This is a genomic window from Dermacoccus sp. GAS27A (genome assembly GCF_044909235.1).
Classification (GTDB): domain Bacteria; phylum Actinomycetota; class Actinomycetes; order Actinomycetales; family Dermatophilaceae; genus Dermacoccus; species Dermacoccus nishinomiyaensis.
In genome coordinates this window covers 22,247-42,865 of sequence record NZ_JBIYDW010000010.1, presented here as the reverse complement: position 1 = coordinate 42,865, position 20,619 = coordinate 22,247, and the positions used below count along the sequence as shown (strand labels likewise).

The 20,619-nt window shown below is 68.9% G+C and carries 17 protein-coding genes and 2 tRNA genes; 11 read left to right on the top strand and 8 right to left on the bottom strand.

The features are described 5' to 3' along the window. Window positions 1-117 precede the first annotated feature (117 nt). The gene (gene pta, locus ABH936_RS11270; protein ID WP_404603278.1) at window positions 118-2,193 is read left to right on the top strand and encodes a phosphate acetyltransferase; all 2,076 of its coding nucleotides are present in this window, start codon (window positions 118-120) and stop codon (window positions 2,191-2,193) included. Further along, on the top strand, window positions 2,190-3,425 hold the full coding sequence (locus tag ABH936_RS11265) for an acetate/propionate family kinase (RefSeq protein ID WP_404603277.1): 1,236 nt from the start codon (window positions 2,190-2,192) through the stop codon (window positions 3,423-3,425). The genes pta and ABH936_RS11265 overlap by 4 nt, the downstream gene beginning before the upstream one ends. Window positions 3,426-3,596: 171 nt before the next feature. Here the strand turns inward: ABH936_RS11265 and ABH936_RS11260 are convergent, their stop codons facing one another. Next, the gene (locus ABH936_RS11260) at window positions 3,597-5,444 is read right to left on the bottom strand and encodes an acyl-CoA dehydrogenase (RefSeq protein WP_404603276.1); all 1,848 of its coding nucleotides are present in this window, start codon (window positions 5,442-5,444) and stop codon (window positions 3,597-3,599) included. Between the two features lie 134 nt (window positions 5,445-5,578). Between ABH936_RS11260 and ABH936_RS11255 the strand changes: the two genes are divergently transcribed. Then, on the top strand, window positions 5,579-6,217 hold the full coding sequence (locus tag ABH936_RS11255) for a Fur family transcriptional regulator (RefSeq protein WP_081873554.1): 639 nt from the start codon (window positions 5,579-5,581) through the stop codon (window positions 6,215-6,217). Between the two features lie 44 nt (window positions 6,218-6,261). Here the strand turns inward: ABH936_RS11255 and ABH936_RS11250 are convergent. Continuing rightward, window positions 6,262-6,335, bottom strand: a tRNA-Gly gene (locus ABH936_RS11250). A 199-nt stretch (window positions 6,336-6,534) separates the two neighbouring features. Between ABH936_RS11250 and dcd the strand changes: the two genes are divergently transcribed. Both dcd and ABH936_RS11240 read left to right on the top strand, forming a co-directional pair. Further along, window positions 6,535-7,110, top strand: a complete 576-nt coding sequence (gene dcd, locus ABH936_RS11245) for a dCTP deaminase (RefSeq protein ID WP_404603275.1) — start codon at window positions 6,535-6,537, stop codon at window positions 7,108-7,110. Between the two features lie 2 nt (window positions 7,111-7,112). Next, window positions 7,113-8,342 (top strand): dienelactone hydrolase family protein, encoded by a 1,230-nt coding sequence (locus ABH936_RS11240; RefSeq protein WP_404603274.1) that lies wholly within the window; start codon window positions 7,113-7,115, stop codon window positions 8,340-8,342. Window positions 8,343-8,457: 115 nt separating this feature from the next. On the opposite strand, the gene ABH936_RS11235 is transcribed toward ABH936_RS11240, so the two are convergent. From ABH936_RS11235 to ABH936_RS11220, 4 genes are all read right to left on the bottom strand, one after another. Continuing rightward, entirely contained in the window at window positions 8,458-9,933 is a 1,476-nt protein-coding gene (locus ABH936_RS11235) for a hypothetical protein (protein WP_288756298.1), read from the bottom strand. After that, a complete protein-coding gene (locus ABH936_RS11230; RefSeq protein WP_165583779.1) occupies window positions 9,930-10,364 on the bottom strand; it encodes a hypothetical protein in 435 nt (144 codons plus the stop codon). Before ABH936_RS11230 ends, ABH936_RS11235 begins: the two co-directional genes overlap by 4 nt. Continuing rightward, the gene (locus ABH936_RS11225; RefSeq protein WP_038566703.1) at window positions 10,361-10,741 is read right to left on the bottom strand and encodes a hypothetical protein; all 381 of its coding nucleotides are present in this window, start codon (window positions 10,739-10,741) and stop codon (window positions 10,361-10,363) included. The genes ABH936_RS11230 and ABH936_RS11225 overlap by 4 nt, the downstream gene beginning before the upstream one ends. Before the next feature lie 370 nt (window positions 10,742-11,111). After that, entirely contained in the window at window positions 11,112-13,457 is a 2,346-nt protein-coding gene (locus ABH936_RS11220) for a (Fe-S)-binding protein (RefSeq protein ID WP_404603273.1), read from the bottom strand. A 219-nt stretch (window positions 13,458-13,676) separates the two neighbouring features. Here ABH936_RS11220 and cysK point away from each other — a divergent pair, with 219 nt between their 5' ends. Next, window positions 13,677-14,609, top strand: coding sequence for a cysteine synthase A (gene cysK, locus ABH936_RS11215; protein ID WP_006946929.1), 933 nt, complete (start codon window positions 13,677-13,679; stop codon window positions 14,607-14,609). A 116-nt stretch (window positions 14,610-14,725) separates the two neighbouring features. Further along, on the top strand, window positions 14,726-15,325 hold the full coding sequence (gene epsC / locus ABH936_RS11210; RefSeq protein ID WP_050786596.1) for a serine O-acetyltransferase EpsC: 600 nt from the start codon (window positions 14,726-14,728) through the stop codon (window positions 15,323-15,325). Window positions 15,326-15,489: 164 nt separating this feature from the next. Here the strand turns inward: epsC and ABH936_RS11205 are convergent, their stop codons facing one another. Together ABH936_RS11205 and ABH936_RS11200 are read right to left on the bottom strand one after the other, a co-directional pair. Beyond that, the gene (locus tag ABH936_RS11205) at window positions 15,490-15,765 is read right to left on the bottom strand and encodes an HU family DNA-binding protein (RefSeq protein WP_006947090.1); all 276 of its coding nucleotides are present in this window, start codon (window positions 15,763-15,765) and stop codon (window positions 15,490-15,492) included. Between the two features lie 171 nt (window positions 15,766-15,936). Beyond that, a complete protein-coding gene (locus ABH936_RS11200; protein WP_006946922.1) occupies window positions 15,937-16,371 on the bottom strand; it encodes a hypothetical protein in 435 nt (144 codons plus the stop codon). Between the two features lie 195 nt (window positions 16,372-16,566). On the opposite strand from ABH936_RS11200, the gene ABH936_RS11195 reads away from it, so the two are divergent. From ABH936_RS11195 to ABH936_RS11180, 4 genes are all read left to right on the top strand, one after another. Further along, window positions 16,567-16,651 (top strand) — tRNA-Ser (locus tag ABH936_RS11195). Between the two features lie 289 nt (window positions 16,652-16,940). Further along, a complete protein-coding gene (locus ABH936_RS11190; protein WP_062256526.1) occupies window positions 16,941-18,137 on the top strand; it encodes a pirin family protein in 1,197 nt (398 codons plus the stop codon). A gap of 123 nt (window positions 18,138-18,260) precedes the next feature. Beyond that, window positions 18,261-20,075, top strand: a complete 1,815-nt coding sequence (locus tag ABH936_RS11185) for a GNAT family N-acetyltransferase (RefSeq protein WP_081873555.1) — start codon at window positions 18,261-18,263, stop codon at window positions 20,073-20,075. Window positions 20,076-20,101: 26 nt separating this feature from the next. Further along, window positions 20,102-20,446 (top strand): hypothetical protein, encoded by a 345-nt coding sequence (locus ABH936_RS11180; protein WP_038566711.1) that lies wholly within the window; start codon window positions 20,102-20,104, stop codon window positions 20,444-20,446. Window positions 20,447-20,619: the final 173 nt, after the last annotated feature.

Genomic DNA, 20,619 nt, shown 5'->3' with positions numbered 1-20,619 from the left:
ATTCGTCGGACGTGGTGTTCGGTACGGACGCACGGCTGACTCGGGCGGACGCGTCGCCCGACGCACAGGACCAAGGTCGCGGACGGGTTGTCACCGCTCTCGCCTAGGGTGGAAACCATGACGCGCAGTGTCTTCGTCACCTCAGCCGAAGGTGAAACCGGCAAGTCCACCGTGGCCTACGGGCTGCTCGACCTCCTTTCCCGCCAGGCCGGGCGCATCGCGATCTTCCGGCCCGTCGCCACCAGCTCCCGCGACAAGGTCGTCGACCTGCTGCTGTCGCACCCGGCCGTCGACCAGGCCTACGACGACGCGCTCGGCGTCACCTACGACCAGATGCACGATGACGAGTCGGGCTCGCTCGCAACGATCCTGGCCCGTTTTGACGAGGTGTCCGCCGACGCCGATCTCGTCATGGTGCTCGGCAGCGACTTCGCGGACGTCTCGACCGGCCGCGAAGCCGAGATCAACGCCGTGGTCGCCGCGAACCTCGGCGCGCCCGTCGTCCTCGTCGTCCACGGGCGCGAGCGCACCCCCGAGCAGATCGCGCAGGTCGCCGTCATGGGTTGCGAGCAGTTGCGCGCGAGGCACGCAACGCCCGTCGCGATCGTCGTCAACCGCGCCACGAGCGGGGACGTCACCGGCATCCGCCTCGCACTGACGAAGGACGCCGAGACGGCGTCCGTGCCCGTCGCCGGCGTCATTCCCGAGGTTCCGTTGCTCGTCGCACCCACCGTCGCGGCGCTCGCAGAAGCCGCCGGCGCCGAGCTGTGGCGCGGCAATCCTGAGTGGCTGCAGCGCGAGTCGCGCGGGTTCGTCGTCGCTGCGATGTCACTGCCGAACGTGCTGACGCGCCTCGTCGAGGACGTCACCGTCATCGCCCCCGGCGACCGCTACGACATCCTGCCCGGGCTCGTCCTCGCGCATCAGTCCGGCACGTTCCCCGGGCTCGCCGCCATCGTCCTGACGGGCGGTTATCGCCCGCCGGAGAGCGTGCAGCAGCTGCTCGACGGCACGAAGCTCGACGTGCCGATCCTCGTGACAGATTCGGGCACCTTCGAGACGACGGCAGCCCTGGCGCGCACGCGCAGCGCCCTCAGCTCCGGCAGTGTCGTGAAGAAGCAGACGGCGCTGCGTGCGTTCGGCGAAGCCATCGACGCCGACGGCCTTCTCGCCGCCATCGACATCGACGAGGCGGCCGCCGTCACGCCACTGATGTTCGGCCACCGTCTGCTCGATCGCGCGCGCAGCGCCCGCAAGCACATCGTCCTGCCCGAGGGTGACGATCTGCGCATCCTCAAGGCCGCCGACGAGGTGCTGCGCGGCGGCATCGCGCAACTGACGATCCTCGGTGACGAGACGCAGATCAAGGCGCTCGCGAGCAGCAACGGCCTCGACATCTCGTCCGCCTCGATCGTCTCCCCGCACGACGAGGAGCTCGTCGAGAAGTTCGCCGCCGAGTACGCCGAGATCCGCAAGAAGAAGGGCGTGAGGATCGAGCAGGCCCGGGAGACGGTGCAGGACGTGTCGTACTTCGGCACGATGATGGTCCACCTCGGGCTCGCCGACGGCATGGTGAGCGGCGCCGCGCACACGACGGCGCACACGATCAAGCCGAGCTTCGAGATCATCAAGACAGCGCCCGACGCGGACATCGTCAGCTCCGTGTTCCTCATGGCGCTCGCTGATCAGGTGCTCGTCTACGGTGACTGCGCCGTCAACCCCGACCCGAACGCCGAGCAACTCGCCGACATCGCGATCAGTTCGGCGAAGACGGCGTCGGCGTTCGGCATCGAGCCGCGCGTCGCGATGCTGTCGTACTCGACGGGCACCTCCGGCAGCGGCGCCGACGTCGAGAAGGTGCGGGCCGCAACCGAACTCGTGCGCGAGCGCGCGCCGGAACTCGCCGTCGACGGGCCGATCCAGTACGACGCGGCCGTCGAACCGAGCGTCGCGAAGTCGAAGATGCCCGACTCGCCCGTCGCAGGGCGCGCGACGGTGTTGATCTTCCCCGACCTCAACACCGGCAACAACACGTACAAGGCCGTGCAGCGCTCGGCGGGTGCCGTCGCCATGGGCCCGGTGCTGCAGGGGCTCAACAAGCCCGTCAACGACCTCTCGCGCGGCGCGCTCGTCGAGGACATCGTCAACACCATCGCCATCACGGCCGTGCAGGCGCAGGAGGAGAAGGCATGAACGACGTGGCGCAGGCGCCGAGCAGCGAGCGGGACGGCGGGGCCGGCAACGTCCTCGTCATCAACGCGGGGTCGAGTTCGCTCAAGTACCAGATCGTCGACCCGGGGACGGGGGAGTTCGTCGTCAAGGGCCTCGCCGAGCGCGTCGGCGACTCGGGTGGCACGATCACGCACGAGTACCGCAGCGAGAAGACGACGCACGACGTCGACATGGCCGACCACGGCGTCGCCCTCGAGGAGATGACGAAGGTCATGGCCGAGACGGGGTTGCCGATCGAGGACGCGGACGTCGTCGTCGTGGGTCACCGCGTCGTGCACGGCGGGCGCAACTTCACGGGCCCCGAGATGATCACCGACTACGTGCTCGACGAGATCAAACGCCTCGGAACCCTTGCGCCGCTGCACAATCCGGCGCATGCGCTCGGCATCGAGGCGGCTCGGCGCATCTTTCCCGACCTGCCGCAGGTCGCCGTGTTCGACACCGGGTTCTTCTCGACGTTGCCCGCCTCCGCGTACACCTACGCGATCGACGCGAAGCTCGCGAAGGAGCACGCCATCCGTCGCTACGGCTTCCACGGCACGTCGCACGAGTACGTCTCGGCGCGGGTCGCACAATTTCTCGAACGTCCCGTCGAGGGGTTCAAGCAGATCATCTGCCACCTCGGCAACGGCGCGTCGATCTCGGCGATCGACGGGGGCCGCGCCGTCGACACGTCGATGGGCATGACGCCGCTCGAGGGCCTCGTCATGGGCACGCGTGGTGGCGACATGGACCCGGCCGTCGTCCTGCACCTCAACCGTGTCGCGGGGCTCGGCGTCGACGAGATCGACACGCTGCTCAACAAGAAGTCGGGCATCCTCGGGCTGACGGGGTCAGGCGACTTCCGCGACCTCATGCGGCGCGTCGACGACGGTGACGAGACGGCGCAGCTCGCATTCGACGTCTACGTGCACCGGCTCGTCAAGTACATCGGCGCGTACGCGGCGGCGCTCGAGGGCGTCGACGTCATCACGTTCACCGCCGGCGTCGGCGAGAACAACGCCGCCATCCGCGAGGCCGTGTGCCGCCGTCTCGGGTGGCTCGGCGTGACGTTCGACGCAGCCGCCAACAGCGCCGACGATCATGACGCGCGCATCATCTCCGCGGCAGGATCGCCTGTGACCGTGTGCGTCGTCCCGACGAACGAAGAGCTTGCCATCGCGCGTCACGCGGTGGCGGCGATCGACGCCTGACGCGCGCCCCCACTCGTTGCAGTTGCGCACCGAGTGGGTCGCGGTGCGCCCGCGATCTCCCCACATCGTGCGTCTACGCGTCATGTGGGGCGTCGCGGAATCGCTGCGGCCCGGCTCCCTTCGCGAGGGAGCCGGGCCGCAGCGATTCTGGTCGAGACCGGTGAGGTCAGATCAGAAAGCGCTCTCCGGGACGTCCATGAGCGAGCCGTCCTCGGCGATGGTGATGGCCTTCTCCGACGCCATGCGCGGCAGCACGGTGCGCGCGAAGAACTGCGCCGCGGCAACCTTGCCGGTGTAGAAGTCGGTGTCCTTGCCGGCGTCGCCCGCCTCGAGGCGGGCCTGCGCGACGATGGCGGCCCGCAGCAGCAGCCAGCCGATGACGACGTCGCCCGCAGCGAGCAGCAGACGCGTCGACGTCAGGCCGATCTTGTACGCCTCGGCCGGCTTCTCGAGCGAACCCATCGCGGCGCCGAACATGAACTCACCCATGTCCTTGAGGTCCGTCGCGGCCTGCGCGAGCAGACCCGCCTCACGCTTGAGGGCCTCGGGAGCCTGGCCGATCGTCGTCTCGATCTCCTTCTGCAGCATGCCGAGGGCGACACCCTGATCCTTGACGATCTTGCGGAAGAAGAAGTCGAGGCCCTGGATGGCCGTCGTGCCTTCGTAGAGCGTGTCGATCTTTGCGTCACGCACGTACTGCTCGAGCGGGTACTCCTTGAGGAAGCCCGACCCGCCGTACGTCTGCAGCGACTCGGTGCCGAGCAGCACCCACGCGCGCTCCGAACCGACGCCCTTGACGATGGGCAGCAGCAGGTCGTTGAGGCGCGCCGCCATCTCGGCGGGGCTGCCCTCCTCGAGCTCGGCGGCCGGGTTGCCCTTCGTCGCCTGGTCGACGACGTCCTGCTGGCACGCGGTGTACATGACGAGCGAACGCAGACCCTCGGCGTAGGCCTTCTGCAGCATGAGGCTGCGGCGCACGTCCGGGTGGTGCGTGATCGTGACGCGCGGCGCGTCCTTCTGCGGCGTCGTCATGTCGGCACCCTGGACGCGCTCCTTGGCGTACTCGAGCGCGTTGAGGTAGCCGGTCGACAGCGTCGCAATGGCCTTCGTGCCGACGAACATGCGGGCGTTCTCGATGACCTTGAACATCTGTGCGATGCCGTCGTGGACGTCGCCGAGCAGCGTGCCGACGGCGGGGGCACCGTCACCGAACGTCACCTCGCACGTCGTGGAGACCTTGAGGCCCATCTTGTCCTCGACGTTCGTCACGTATGCGCCGTTGCGCTCGCCGAGCTCACCCGTCTCGAGGTCGACGTGGAACTTCGGAACGATGAACAGCGACAGGCCCTTCGTGCCGGGGCCGGCGCCCTCAGGGCGGGCGAGGACGAAGTGGACGACGTTGTCGACCATGTCCGACTCGGCCGAGGTGATGAAGCGCTTGACGCCCGTGATGTTCCACGTGCCGTCGTCGTTCTGCGTGGCCTTCGTGCGGCCGGCGCCGACGTCAGAACCGGCGTCGGGCTCGGTCAGCACCATCGTGCAGTGCCAGCCACCGTCGACGATGTGCTTGGCGAGCTTCTTCTGCTCGTCGTTGCCCATGAAGTACAGCAGCGACGCGAACGCGTAGCTCGCGGAGAACATGTGGACGGCCGGGTTGGCGCCGCAGACGAGTTCGGCGAGCGACCAGCGCACGGACGGCGGCACCTTCATGCCGTCGAGCTCGACGGGGGCGTCGAGCATGCCCCAGCCGGCGTCGATGTACGACTTGTACGACTGCTTGAACGACTCCGGCATCGTGACCGACTTGGTCTCCGGGTCGTAGACCGGGGGGTTGCGGTCGGAGTCGATGAGGCTCGCCGCGAGGTCACCCTCGGCGAGCTTCGCGACCTGGCCGATGATGTCCTTCGCGACGTCGACGTCGACGTCCTCGTAGATGCCGGTGCCCAGCACGTCCTGACGGTTGAAGACCTCGAAGAGGTTGAACTCAAGGTCGCGAACGTTGCTCTTGTAGTGAGACAAGATGTCCTCCGAGATCGGTAGGGGTGCAGCGCGATGATCCAGGCGCTACTCGCCGGTAAGTCTACTCATGAGTACGTGAGGTTGTACTGAGTGCTCGGTTTGCCTCGCCGGTGGGGAGCCCGGACGATGGAGACATGACCCCTCGAAGCCCTGACGCACGTGGTGCTGCAGCGAACGCTGACGTGCCCGCGGGCGCGATCCCGAGCGAAACACGCCGCGACGCAGCGCTCGCGCGACTGCGGGCGCGCGGAGAACGCGTCACGCCTGGACGACGAGCCGTCCTCGACGTGTTGAGCCGCGAACCGGGTCACATCGACGCCGACGCCGTCGCGGCGCTCGTCGACGAGGTCGAACCGGGTATCCACCGCGCGACGATCTACCGCTCGCTGCAGGCTCTCGTCGACGCTGACATCGTCACGCACACCCACGTTCCGGGCGGCGCGACGATCTACCACCTGGCGGCCGACGTGGCGCGTGAGGGGGCGAAGGCCGATGTTGGTGCATCGGATGGGGACTCGGGGGAGGGCGCTGCCGCCGGGCACGAGGTCACCGGGCACGTGGCCGAGCCTCACGCCCACGCGCACCTGCAGTGCGACACGTGCGGGCGCTTCGTCGACGTCGACGTGGCCGAGTTCGCGCCACTCGCCGCAAGAATCAAGGAGCTGACGGGGTTCACGCTCGACGCCGAGCACGGGGCGCTGCTGGGGCGGTGTGCGCAGTGCTCGAAGGAGCCACAGCCGACCTCGCGTCCCGGCGAGGCCGAGCAAGAATGACGAAAGGGGCCGGATCCCATCGTATCCGGCCCCTTTCACATGCTTGGAGCGAGTGACGAGAATCGAACTCGCGTATTCAGCTTGGGAAGCTGATGTTCTACCATTGAACTACACTCGCGAGCCCCGCCACGGCGGGGTTCTTGCCTGTCCGGCGCCCGTCCTGGTAACGTCCGGCGCGTCGATCAAGCGCCTCGTACTCTAGCGCGTCCGCGCCGTACGTGCATGTCATGACGGACGGTGTGTCGGTCTCTCGCCACCGACGGCGCCGATGAGTGAGAGCGGGGCCGCGGCAGACGCGCGTCGATTACCGTAGCCGTGTGCTGCTTTCGGACCGTGACATCAAGAGCCAGATCGATTCCGGCCGGGTCGTGCTCGACCCGTACGAACCGTCGATGATCCAGCCGTCGAGCATCGACGTGCGCCTCGACAAGTTCTTCCGGTTGTTCGACAACCACAAGTACCCCTTCATCGACCCCGCCGCCGAGCAGCCGGAACTGACGCGCCTCGTCGAGGTCGACGCGTCCGAGCCGTTCATCCTGCACCCCGGCGAGTTCGTCCTCGGCTCGACGTACGAGCAGATGACGCTGCCCGATGACGTCGCCGCTCGTGTCGAGGGCAAGTCGTCCCTCGGTCGCCTCGGATTGCTGACGCACGCGACGGCGGGCTTCGTCGACCCCGGTTTCTCAGGCCACGTGACGCTCGAGTTGAGCAACGTCGCGACGCTGCCCATCAAGCTGTGGCCGGGCATGAAGATCGGCCAGCTGTGCTTCTTCCAGCTGACGTCCCCCGCCGAACACCCTTACGGCAGCTCCGAATACGGCTCCCACTACCAGGGCCAGCGCGGCCCCACCGCGAGCCGCAGTTTCTCCTCCTTCCACCGCACCGACGTCTGACGATGGCCGACCAGAGCGACGACGACGTCACGTCGCTGCCGGCGCGCGCGGCCGTCGAGCTCAGCCGTCGTCTCGGCTCCGAGCTCGAGGTCGAGGTCGCCCCGGGGCAAGCAGATTCTCCGCGCGTACCGGACGGTGAAGCCACCCCCGTCGACGAGACCTCCCTCGGCGACAAAGTGGTCGGCCTCGCCGCCGACGCCGCCGATGCGCTGCTGCGCGACGACGAACTCGGTGACGAGGCGCTCGACGGTGTCACCGTCGATGACGACGCCGACGCCGTGAGGGCACCGCAGCGTGCCGCAACGACTCGTCGCGAGTCCGAAGTGAGGGAGTCCACCAACCCGCCGATGCCCATGCCGCACGTGCATCGTCCTGAGGGTGAGGACGACGGGGACGGGCAGGATGACGGCAGGGCGGACGACGACGGCGGGCGAGCCGATGCCGGGGGTGCCGCTCCTGACTCACCCGCGCAAGACGGTTCGGGTGTCGTCGACGCCCCCGTGAGCGTCGAGGCGCCACCGCGTCCGGCGACGACGAAGCGCGGTGGTGCGGCCGTCGTCGCGAGTCCGTTGCTGACGATGCCGCGCGTGCGTCACCCCGAGGCGATCGTGCTGTTCGTCCACGGAGGCGACGTCGAAGGTCACCTGCGGATGCGTCGCGGTGACCCCGCCTACCTGCGCATCGTGCCGTTCGCGCGCGACGTCGAGCGTCGTAGCCGCGGCCGAATCGGGGGTGCGACGCTGCGCCTCGCCGTCCGTGGGTGGAACGAGCCGGAGAAGCCGGCCGTCGAGGACACACGGTGGGCTCTCGGCGAGCTGCGCGATCGCTACCCGGGCGTGCGGCTCGCCATCGCCGGTCACTCGATGGGCGGGCGGGTTGCGCTCGACATCGCGAGCAGCGAGGACGTCGCCGCCGTCGTGGCGCTCGCGCCGTGGGCGGCGGAAGCGTACGAGCCCGCGACGTTCCGCACCATCCCGCTGCTCGGCATCCACGGCCGACGCGACACCGTGACCAACCCCGTCGCGACGAAGAAGCTCATCGACGACGTCGCGGCCCTCGGGGGCGACGCCCGCTTCGTCTCGATGCCGGGCTGGCACGCGATGCTGTGGGGCGCGCCGCGCTGGCACCGTGAGACGTCGCGGTTTCTCATCGACCACTTGCTCGACGGTGCCGCCCCGGGTGACGGCGACCGCGCCATCCCCGCAACCGGTGTGGAGAACGTCGAGACGTAGAGCGCCGGTGACGAAACCGTCAGCCCGGCCTCCAGGCCCTGACGGCGCACCGGCAGCGGCCCCGCGACTGTGGACGAAAATCGCCGATGGGGACAGTAATCGCGGAGGGGCGCGGTCATGGGGAGGTCACCCGGTACTGCCCGGCGGGGCCGACGCCGAAGTTCGGCGTCGGTGACGGCTTGTGCGTCGTCTCCGACGTGCACGTCAGCGTCGGCGTGACGGCGTTCTGCGTTGCTTCGACGCCGGGCTCGCGCGAGGCGTCGTACCGGTAGGTGCGAGCCTCGCCCTCGAAGAACGGCGCCGCGCTGGTCTCGAAGTCGACGGCGGCGCTCGGCGGGCCGGGGCGTCCGCGTTCCTGACCCATGACGGCCTCGTAGTTCCACCGGTACTTCTCGTGCGAGTGCGGCTCGATGATGCTCGTCGAACCCTTCGCGGTCACCGCCGACGTCGGGTCGTCGATGACGAGTCGGACGCGGCCAGGGTCGCCGTCACCGGTGGCCCGCCCGTCGATGCGATGGATGAAATCAGCCGAGTTCTCGATGTTGAGCGTACGCACCCCCGCGGGGAGCTTGGCGGCCCCGACCGGCGAACCGTACGTCGTGACGTGGGTGACGTTGAGACCGTCGGAGCGACGGCGCGCGAGGTTCGTCATCACCATGCCGCCCTGCGAGTGACCCACGAGCATGACCGGCTCGCCCTTGCCGAGCACGCCCTCACGCTGCATCGCATCGCGCAAGGCATCCCGGACGGCGACTTCGCCACCGCTGACGAGACCCGCCGCGGCGGCAACGTTGCCGGAGCCGTCGAGTGGCGTGCGGGCGTTCCAGGAGAACGTCGCGGTGCCGGGGATCATCGCGATCCAGCGGCCCTGGCCAGTGGCCGGGTCGACGACGCGCTGCACCTGGATGTGGGCGGAGTCGTTGCCGTTCTCGTACAGATCGTCGATGCGTCCCATGCTCTGGCCGACGCTGCGCACTGCGGGTGCGGGCCGGGGCGCATCGGGCCCGCTGACGATCGAGGTGGTGACGGGGTTCGGAGTGCCCAGCGCACGCACGAGGCCGATGTTGATGCCGGCGACATTCTCCTCGTACGAACCCGGCAGTCTCGCGTCGATGATGGCGACGACGTCACCGACGATCATCGCGGTCGTATCGGGCGAGGGCGCGTTGCCGGTCCACTGGCGCATCGAGATCTTCGCCAGAGTCACCGTCAGCGAGTACGTCGCGATGGCTGTTTTCATGTGGGCGACGGCGCAGGCTTCGGCGAGCTCGTAGGCGTCGAGCGAGGCGCTCACGAGAGTGCTGAGCAACTGCGCGCGCAGCGCCGTGGCCGTCAGGGTGGCCGCCAGATCGAGTGACGCCGTGGCGCATGTCGTGGCCGTGCCAGGGGAGAGGGCATCCCCGGTGAACGGTAGGCCCCAGCCGATCGACAGGCTCGTGGTGGAAGCGCTGCTCGCGTCACCGTGCGCCGTCGTCAGCGCGGCGGCGAGGGTGCGCAGATCAGCGAGGTTGGCGTCGACGGCGCTCGGGCCGGCGCTCCTCTTCGCGATGACGGTGCCTGTCACCGACGAGCTGGGCGGGTCGACTCTCATGCGGCGTGCTCCCATCCGGCGTCGGGACGCATCTCATCCTGGGCGTCGCCGGCCGCGAGGCAGCCGCTCGGCGCGCCCGATTGCGCATGGAGGCCGACGAGTGCCGCCACGACCTCGGCGCGAACGTCGAACCAGTCGCGTGTTGCGTCGTCGAACCCGACGTCGCACCACTCGCCGCCTCGGCGCGCTGCGATGAGGCAAGGTGTCGCGACCTCGTCCAGACAGCCGATGACGACGAGGTCGGCGTCGGCGTCGGGCGGGGCGTCGACGACGAGCTGTAGCACGGCGCTGACGACGTCCTCGGCGGCGTGGACGCTCGCGCCCCGGGTGCTCGCGAGGCGGAACAACCCGTCAGCGTAGGTGACCTCGAGCAACGACGTGTGTTGCCCGGCACGGGCTCGCACGAGCAGGAACGGCTGCGTCATCGTCATCCCCGCCAGTCGCCGTAGTGGGAGTAGTCGTACGGACCCTCGCTCTCGTCGCGGTGCAGGGCCTTGCCCACCTTCGACAGGCCATCGCGCGCGAGATCGATCGGCGCCATGACGACGTTGGTCACGCTGGCCTGATGCGATTCGACCGATGCGGCGTGCCGGCCGATGTCGGTCGCGAACGACGCCGCGTCGTCACCGCAGGCGTCGAGGTCGCGGGCGAAGGAGGTGAGGACGCTGCGGCAGTGGTCGGCCGCACCGGACGTCCACTGCGTCGTCGTGATGGTCGTGCGCAGATCCGTGGCGGACTGTGCGAGGTCGCTCGAGAGCAGGTCGGCTCGCCGCTGCTGCGCCCGGATGTCGTCTCCGAGAGTGCTCATGACGGCGACGCTAGGTCCCCGCGTCGCCCCCGCGCAGCTCGGGCGCCGCGACCCTGTGGATCAGCCCTCCCGAGAGCGTCGAAACGGCCCGTGGCCGTCACTGCCTGTGGATGACGAGGCCGCGCCGCCGGTCCGCCTCGTCATCCAGATGCACCCGGGTGCATCTGGACGCACGAGGCGGGGGCGTGAGTAGCGGAACCCTGGCAGGCGAACTCGGATGGACGAACCCCGCTCAACGAACCTCGCTCAACAAACCCCGCCCGAGGCGCCCCATGAAACGACGAACGGGGCGCCCGTCCCGCTGATCTCTCAGCGGAACGAAGCGCCCCGGGTGTCAACCCTGGTGCCCGTGACGGGCGGGTGCGGCGGCTCAGACGGTCTGCGTCGCGCCCTCGTCGACGGTCTTCGTGTCCTCACCGCGACGCACCGCGGCGAGCAGCATGTTGGCGACGTCGACGACCTCGACCTCTTCGCGCGCGTTGCCGTCGCTCTGCTCGGCCGTGAGGCCGTCCGTCATCATGACGCGGCAGAACGGGCAGCCGATGGCGATGCGGTCGGCGCCGGTGGCGACGGCCTCCTTCGTGCGGTTGAGGTTGATGCGCTCGCCGAGCTTCTCCTCCATCCACATGCGGGCGCCGCCGGCGCCGCAGCAGAAGGACTTCTCGCCGGAGCGTTCCATCTCCTTGTACTCGACGCCGGGCAGCGACGCGATGAGTTCGCGCGGCGGCGCGTAAACCTGGTTGTGACGGCCGAGGTAGCACGGGTCGTGGTACGTGACCGACTTGCCCGTCGACGCAGCGCCCGATTTGTCCTTCGGCTGCTGCGCGAACTCCTCCGGCGCCGCGACGGGCGTCAGCTTCTTCTCGCGCACGAGACGGTTGAGCAGCTGCGTGTGGTGGACGACCTCGTACTCGCCACCGATCTGCGGGTACTCGTTCTTGATCGTGTTGAAGCAGTGCGCACACGTGACGACGATCTTCTTCGCCTTCGCCTCGTTCAGCGTCGCGACGTTCTGGCCGGCGAGCATCTGGAAGAGGATCTCGTTTCCGGCGCGGCGTGCCGGGTCGCCGGTGCAGCTCTCGCCGTCACCGAGGACGGCGAAGTCGACGCCCGCTGTGTGCAGCAGCTCGGCGACGGCGCGCGTCGTCTTCTTCGCACGGTCCTCGTAGGCGCCGGCGCAGCCGACCCAGAACAGCCACTCGACCTCGTCGGCGGATTCGACGTCGGAGCCGATGACCTTGACGTCGAACGGCAGGCCCTTGGCCCACTCGAGGCGAGCCCGCGCCGACATGCCCCACGGGTTCGACTTGTTCTCGAGGTTCTTGAACAGGCCCGCGAGTTCGGTCGGGAACGCGGACTCGATGAGCGTCTGGTAGCGACGCATGTCGACGATGTGGTCGACGTGCTCGATGTCGACGGGGCACTGCTCGACACAGGCGCCACACGTCGTGCACGACCACAGGACGTCCTCGTCGATGATGGCACCGGCCGCGTCACTGTTCGCGGTGGTGCCGGCCGGGTTGTACGCCGTCAGCGGGTTCGCGATGTCGTAGCCGGTCGAGCCGATGAGCGGCGTGCGCAGCAGATCGACGCCGGAGTGGTCGGCGACCGTCGGCAGGCCCTTCTCGTCGACGGGCCCGGACGCGGCCGCAGCGGCCTGCAGGAACGGCGCCTTCGCGGCGGAGTGGTCGCGCAGCGTCATCATGAGCAGCTTGGGCGACAGCGGCTTCTCGGTGTTCCACGCGGGGCACTGGCTCTGGCAACGACCGCACTCGGTGCAGGTGGAGAAGTCGAGCAGGCCCTTCCACGTGAAGTCCTCGACCTTACCGACACCCAGGACGGTGTCCTCGTCGAGCTCGAGCTCCTCGACGTCCTTGAGCGTCTCGCCGTCGACCATCATCGGCTTCGCGGCGCCGAGGGCCGTGCGGCCGTCCGCGTTGCGCTTGAACCAGATGTTCGGGAACGCGAGGAAGCGGTGCCAGGCAACACCCATGGTCGTGTTGAGCGAGATCGTGATCATCCACGCCATCGAGATGAGGATCTTGATCGCGGCGATGACGACGATGAGCTGCTCGAGGCCGTCCTTGCCGATCGACTCGAACGGCTTGCCGAGGAAGAACGTCATCGGGAAGTGCAGGACGCTCGCGTGGTGGCTGCCGTCGACGCGGCCCAGCGCGTACTCGAGCGCGCGCAGGCTGACGATGCACAGACCGACGCCGAAGATCGTGAACTCGACGTAGTAGGCCTGCCAGAACGACGAACCGAAGAAGCGCGACTTGCGGCCGTCCTTGCCGGCCGAACGGCCCGGGTGGTTCTTGCGGCGGTTCCAGATGAGCCAGCAGATGCCGAGGAAGCCCGTCCACGCCATGAACTCGGTCAGCCACTCCCAGGGAGCGAACGTTCCGATGATCGGCAGCGTGAAGTCGGGGTTGAAGATCTGGCCGTAGGCGGTGACCAGGGTGAAGAACAGGATGCCGAAGCTGATCATCGTGAACCAGTGCGCGACGGCGACGATCGGCAGGCGGGACATGCGCGTGTGTCCGAGGAACTCGCGCAGCAACGTGACGGTTCGCGCACCGGGGTTGTCCGTGCGCTTTTCGGGTGCGCCGACCTTGAACCGCGCCACCATCTGTGCCACGGCGCGCACGAGCAGCGAGACGCCGATGACGGTGATGACGACGCAGATCACTGCGGCGACGATCTGGAGGGCTGACATGGGCCCCAGTCTAGACGGGGCTACCGGCCGGTAACCCGGGGGCGGGGCGATGTCGTGTCCATTTCGAATTAGTCAACGAGCACGTGTGCTATTGCCTGGCCCGTGGGCATAAACGTAGATAACGCAGAGTTGGTAAAGTCATAAGCAGTCATCGCACCGCGTCTGCTCGCCTCCTTGGGGCGAGAGTGGACGCGCCGCCACCGTCGAAAGGCCCCCCTCATGCCCATCCTCGCCAACGTCACCGAGGCCATCGGCAACACGCCGCTCGTGCGCATCAACCGCATCATCGACGCCCCCGACGTCACCGTCGCGGCGAAGCTCGAGTTCAGCAACCCCGCCGCCTCCGTCAAGGACCGCATCGGCAAGGCGATCGTCGAGGCAGCGGAGGCCTCCGGCGAGCTGAAGCCGGCCGGGACGATCGTCGAGGCGACGTCGGGCAACACCGGCATCGCGCTCGCCATGGTCGGCGCCGCCAAGGGCTACGACGTCGTGCTGACGATGCCCGAGTCGATGTCGAAGGAGCGTCGCGCGCTGCTCAAGGGCTTCGGCGCCGAACTCGTCCTCACCCCCGCCGCCGAGGGCATGAAGGGCGCCGTGACGAAGGCCGAGGAGATCGCCGCCGAGCGTGACGGCGCCGTCCTCGCCCGCCAGTTCGCGAACACGGCCAACCCCGAGGTGCACCGCAAGACCACCGCCGAGGAGATCTGGCGCGACACCGACGGCGCCGTCGACATCGTCATCGCCGGCATCGGCACCGGCGGCACGATCACCGGCATCGGCGAGGTGCTCAAGGAGCGCAAGCCCGACGTGAAGATGATCGCCGTCGAGCCCGCTGAGTCGCCGATCCTCAACGGCGGTCAGGCCGGGCCGCACAAGATCCAGGGCATCGGCGCCAACTTCGTGCCCGACATCCTCAACACCGACATCTACGACGAGGTCATCGACATCGACGCCGAGACCTCCGTCGAATGGGCGCGCAAGGCCGCGACGCAGGAGGGGCTGCTCGTCGGCCTGTCGTCCGGCGCCGCACTCGCCGCAGCCTCGCAGGTGGCAGCGCGCCCCGAGAACAAGGGCAAGACGATCGTCGTCATCATCCCCAGCTTCGGTGAGCGCTACCTGTCGACGATCCTGTTCGAGGGCATCGTCGACTGACATCCGTCTCATCGGCCGGGCGCGTGGTGCTGCACCGCGCGCCCCGGCGTTCGGGCACCCCGGGCGGGTGCGCCGATGATGAGCAGAGCTGTTGGGCGAGAGTCGAGTTCGAGGAGATGACGGTGGCGAAGAACCCGTTGACGCGTGCAAGGGCTGCGCTGGAGACGATGAACGAGGACGTCGACGCGGCCCTCGCACGCGACCCCGCCGGGGGTTCGCGGTTGGAGATGGCGCTCGCCTCGCCTGGTCTGCACGCTGTGTGGAGCCACCGGGTCACGCATGCGATGTGGCAGCGCGGCGGCCGCTGGAAGCTGCCGGCGCGTCTCGGATCGCAGGTGACGCGGGCCGTCACCGGCGTCGAGATCCATCCCGGTGCGACGATCGGTCGGCGTTTCTTCATCGATCACGGCATGGGCGTCGTCATCGGGGAGACGAGCGAGATCGGCGACGACTGCATGCTCTACAACGGCGTCAACCTGGGCGGGCGGACGCTCGCGAAGGTCAAGCGTCACCCGACGCTCGGGGACGGCGTGACGGTGGGTGCGGGCGCTCGTATCCTCGGCCCGATCGTCGTGGGCGATGGCGCTCAGGTCGGCGCGAACGCCGTCGTCGTCAAGGATGTGCCCGCGACGGGCGTCGCCGTCGGTGTGCCCGCGAAGGTGCGGGTGCCCGCCGTCGAGCACGACCCGTTCAGCGACCCTGCCGTCTACATCTGATCGTGTGCACTGCCCCGCGCTGACCTCGATGTTGCCCGGGTTTCTGGGGATCAATTGCCCGAAAGCCGGGCAACATTGTCGGGTGACTGGCGCGCGGCCAGGCATGACGAAGGGGGCCGCTTCACCGATGTGGTGAAACGGCCCCCTTCGTCAGATCAGGCAGTTCAGCCCTTGGCGGCAGCCTTGAGCTTGGAACCGGCCGTCACCTTCGCGGCGTAGCCGGCCGGGATCTCGATCTCGGCGCCCGTCTGCGGGTTGCGGCCCGTGCGGGCGGCGCGCTCGACACGCTCGATCGTGAGCAGGCCGGGGAGCTGGATCTTGTCACCGCGGCCGACGGCCTCGATGATGACGTCGTTGAGGCCGGCGAGGACGGCGGTGGCGTCCTTGACGCTGACGCCGGTGCGCTGGGCGATGGTGCTGGCGAGGTCACTGCGGTTCATGAATCAATCCTGTTCTATCCGACTGGTCGTGGCCGAGACAGCCACCCGAAGGGCTGTGTTAGGCCGCGCTGTCTGCGAATCTACGCGAAATCCCGCGAGATGTCGCGCCTGACGCGGGGTTCTTCGCACGTCGTGCGCCTCGAGCGTCAGGGCGAGTCGAGTGGGTTGGGGTCAGGGGAGCTTCTCGCCGCCGGGGCCGAAGCCGCTCGTGTCGGCGTGAAGGTCGCCCTTGGAGTCGCGGTGGATCGTCTCGGGCAGGTCGCTGTCGTCCTTCGCAGCGTGCTTGCCGCCGGACGTCTTCGACGAGACGGCGTCCTTCGCGTCGGCGGCCTTGGAGGTCGTCGCGTCCTTGGCGTCCGACGCCTTGCTCGCGACGCCATGCGCTGCGTCCTTGCTGACGTCAGCGGCCTTCTGGCCGACAGCCGCGGCGACGACGGGCGCCTTGGCCTTGACGGTCTCCGTCGCGGCGGTGACCTTGTCCTGCACGGCAGGGTTGCTCCAGGCCTTGTCGGCCTGCTTCTTGATCTGCTCGTAGCGCTTCTCCCCAGCGCGCGTACCGAGGACGTAGCCGACGACGCCGCCGGCGAGGAAGGAGATCTTGCCCATGATGTGGCTCCATTTCATGTGAACGGACAACTTGCCGTCGAGCCTACCCAATCTGCGTTGGCGCGCCAGTGCCTTACGATGGTTTCTCGTTGCCCGGTTGCCGTGCGACGCCTGGGTTCGGCCCTGCTGGGAGCATCGATGACGATGCGCTCGACGGGTCGTTGCCCGTGGTGTTCGCGGTTGGTGCAGCGACGAGGAGGGCTCGCATAGTGGCCGAGTGCACCGGTCTTGAAAACCGGAGTTGGGAAACCAACCGTGGGTTCAAATCCCACGCCCTCCGCAGGTGAGTAGGACCCCCGCCGGACCAGCGACGAAGTCGCCCGGCGGGGGTCCTACTCATCTGCGGCATGACATGCTGGGGATTTGGGAGGGGCGACGCGCGAGTGAGCGATAGCGAGCCTGCGCGGCGCGACGGTTCCCACGCCCTCCCTCCTAACGGTGCAGAGCGACCCGACTGCGATTTTCGTGCACATCGATCGGCCGACTGTTGCTCCTGCACACCGTGGGTGCTTGGGTGGCATGAGGGCCCCATTCGTCGGGGCTGACGGTCGACACCAGGGAGCGCTGAAATGCTCGACGACACCCAGGACACAGGCGCCCGCACCAACACCACGCATCACGCCGGCGCCGGCGCCTACCCGTCCGGCATCCAGGGCGACGGTGTCCACGACAACACCCACCCGCCATACCCGCGCGACGGCGCTCTTGGAACCACTACCCGCGACGCCGGTGCCCGCACGTCAGGCGCCGACGCCGACGTCAGGGCCGCCGGTGGACTCGACCCTGCAGGTGCGATCGTCGCCCAGGCGAACGAGGCGCCCACCGCAGAACGCCCCGTCGAGGGCGTCGTTCAGGTTCTCTCACCCCGCCAGGTTCCGCTCGGCGGGCTGCGTGCCCTCGAGGTGCGACGCACCCTGCCGCACCGCGACCGCTCGTTCGTCGGGGCGTGGTGCTTCGTCGACCACTACGGCCCGGAACGCGGCGTCGGCATGGACGTGCCGCCGCACCCCCACACCGGTCTGCAGACGGTCTCGTGGTTGTTCGAGGGCGCCATCGAACACCATGATTCTGGTGGCGCGCACGCCGTCGTCCGCCCCGGCGAGGTCAACCTCATGACGAGCGGCCACGGCATCGTCCACTCCGAGGTCTCGACGCCCGGCACCGAGACGCTGCACGGCGTCCAGCTCTGGGTGGCACTGCCCGACGTGACCCGCGACGGCGACCGCGCGTTCGAACATCACGCGCCCGAGTGCGTGCCGCTACCGAGCGGTCAGGGTTCGGCGCTCGTCTTCATCGGCGAACTGCGCGGCGTCGCCGATTCGCCGATCGTCACGCACACGCCGCTGCTCGGCGCCGAATTGCGCCTCGACGCGGGCGCGCGTGTCACCCTCGATGTCGACGAGGGGTTCGAGCACGGCATCCTCGTCGACACCGGCACGGTCACCCTCGACGGCGCGCGCCTCGAACGCGGCGACCTCGGCTGCGTCGACGAAGGCCGCGCGACGCTGACGCTCGACGTCGGTGATGAGCCCGCGCGCGTCATCCTGCTCGGCGGCACGCCGTTCGAGGAGGAGATCGTGATGTGGTGGAACTTCATCGGCCGCAGCCACGACGAGATCGTCCTCGCGCGCGACGAATACGAGGCGGGTGCAGAGCGTTTCGGCTCGGTCGAGGGATATGTCGGCGACGTCGAGCGCATCCCCGCGCCGACCATGCCCCCGGTTCGCCTGCGCCCGCGTAACCGTCGCGGGCGCGGCGGAGGGTGACGATGGCTCGCGAACGCGACACACGTCGCATCGCGACGAACCCGCCGACCATATGCCCAGCCCCGCAACGAGGACCGCCCGTCGCATGACTCGCTCAGCCCGACCCCATCGAAGGAGAACGCCGTGTCCGACCTGACGTTGACGAAGAACACCGACGCCAACCGCTACGAGGCGTGGGACGGTGACGCCCTCGCCGGATTCGCCGAATATCAGCTCACCGATCAGCTCATCGTGCTCACGCACACCGAGGTGGATCCGAGCTACGAGGGCAAGGGCGTCGGCTCACAGGTCGCGAGGTTCGCGCTCGACGACGTGCGCGCCGACGGCACTCACGACGTGTTGCCACTGTGCCCGTTCATCAAGGGCTGGATCGGGCGTCACCGCGAATACGTCGACCTCGTCCACGGCGCACCCGAGACCACGGCGAAGGACGAACGCATGCCCGCCGAGCCCAACGGTCCTGACGGCGTGCCCCGCGCCGACAGTCCGGACGCGGCCACCGATCCTCACCGCCCGTCCGAGTCTGACGGCCCTGACGGCGTGCGCCGCGTCGACGTCATCGTCGTCGGTGGCGGGCCGACGGGCGAGAACGTCGCTCAGTACGCCCATGACGGTGGGCTGAGCGTCCTGCTGATAGAGGGCGAACTGCTCGGCGGTGAGTGCTCCTATTACGCGTGCATGCCGAGCAAGGCGCTGCTGCGCCCGCTCGACGTCAGGGCGACCAGCGAGCACCTGCCCGGCCTGCGGCCCGCCGAACTCGACGTCGCGGCGCTCCTCGCACGCCGCGACGCGTGGGTCTCGCACTACGACGACACCTCCCAGCTCGACTGGGCGACGGGCGCAGGCCTCGACGTCATGCGCGGCCACGCACGTCTCGTCGGCGAGAAGACGGTGAGCGTGAGCTCGGACGGCGGCGCGAGCACCGTCGTCGAAGCGGGCGTCGCCCTCGTGCTGGCGACGGGTTCGGTGCCCGTCGTCCCGCCGATGTTCGCCGACCTGCACGCCTGGGGGTCGCGTGACGCGACGGGCGTCGTCGAGGTGCCTGACCGGCTCGTCATCGTCGGCGGCGGGGTCGTCGCCTGCGAGGCCGCGACGTGGATGAGCGCCCTCGGCAGCAGCGTCACGATGCTCGTGCGCGGTGATGCGCTGCTCACGGACCAGGAACCATTCGCCGGCGCGGCCGTCCTCGACGCGCTGCGTACGGCCGGCGTCGACGTCCGCCTCGCCACCCGAATCACCGACGCCAGCCGCGCCGGCGCCGCCGACACCGGCCTCGGTCGCGTGCACGGCGGGCCGGTGACGCTCGCCGTCGAACGTGATGAATCGGGCAGCGAGCGGATCGTCGCCGACGAACTCCTGCTCGCCACCGGCCGTCGCCCTCGCCTCGACGACGTCGGTCTCGACGCGGTCGGCGTCAACGCGGACGACGTGCGCGCCGGGCGCCTGCCGACCTGGCTGCACGCCATCGGTGACGCCGGCGGCGGTGCGCCGCTGACACACATGGGCAAGTACGAGGCGCGCGTGCTCGGCGCCCGACTCGCCGGCGCGCACGAGACGCCGCCGCCGCGTGACGTTCCCGTCCCTCAGGTCGTGTTCACGGACCCGCAGGTCGCGGCGGTCGGCTCGAGCGAGGCTCAGGCGCGCGAAGCAGGGCATGACGTCGTCACCGTCGCGGTGCCGTTCGCGAGCGCGGCGGGCACGGCCCTGCTGCGTGACGACGGTGTGGGGAGCGCCAAGATCGTCGTCGACCGTGCCACCGGGTGCCTGCTCGGCGCGACGTTCGTCGGCCACGAGGCGGCCGAACTCATCCACGCGGCGACGGTCGCCATCGTCGGCCAGGTGCCGATCGGCGTCCTTCGGCACGCGGTGCCGAGCTACCCGACGTCGTCGGAGCTCTGGCTGCGCCTGCTCGAGGAGCTGCCGACGAACCTGCGCTGACGCGTGACGGCGGGGGGCTCGGGGGCATGACGGACGACTTGTCGAGCGCGCACAAAGGGACGGTTGCGTCGTACATCACAGGGCAAGAGCTACGCGTTGACGGGCGGCACGGCGTCGCGGGCTCCGGTACAGCTGGCACGCCGAACGGCGGCTGCAGTGGTCCTGCCAGTTCAACAGCCCAGGTCTGCAACACGTACATCGGCATCTCACTCACGAACTCCTCCGGCACGAGCAGCGCCAACCCGGCCTCCGTGTCGCTCAGTTACCTCGTGACTGTCGACGGCTACCGCACGACAACCGTGACGCTCAACGTCGCGTCCTTCATCAAGGACGGCACCAAATGGGCGGGGTCGGGCGTCACGTTCTGCTGACCATCGGAGCGCCGTGTCGGCTCAAAACGCCTCCCCACCCAAGGATGGTGTGTCACGAACGCGCGCTATTTCGCGCTTTCGTGACACAACATGGGCCGTCTCGATGCTCATTCTGCTCGGAGCGCCTGAGCCCCGACGGGGCCTGAACGGCCGCCGGCTCTCCAGTTTCGTCA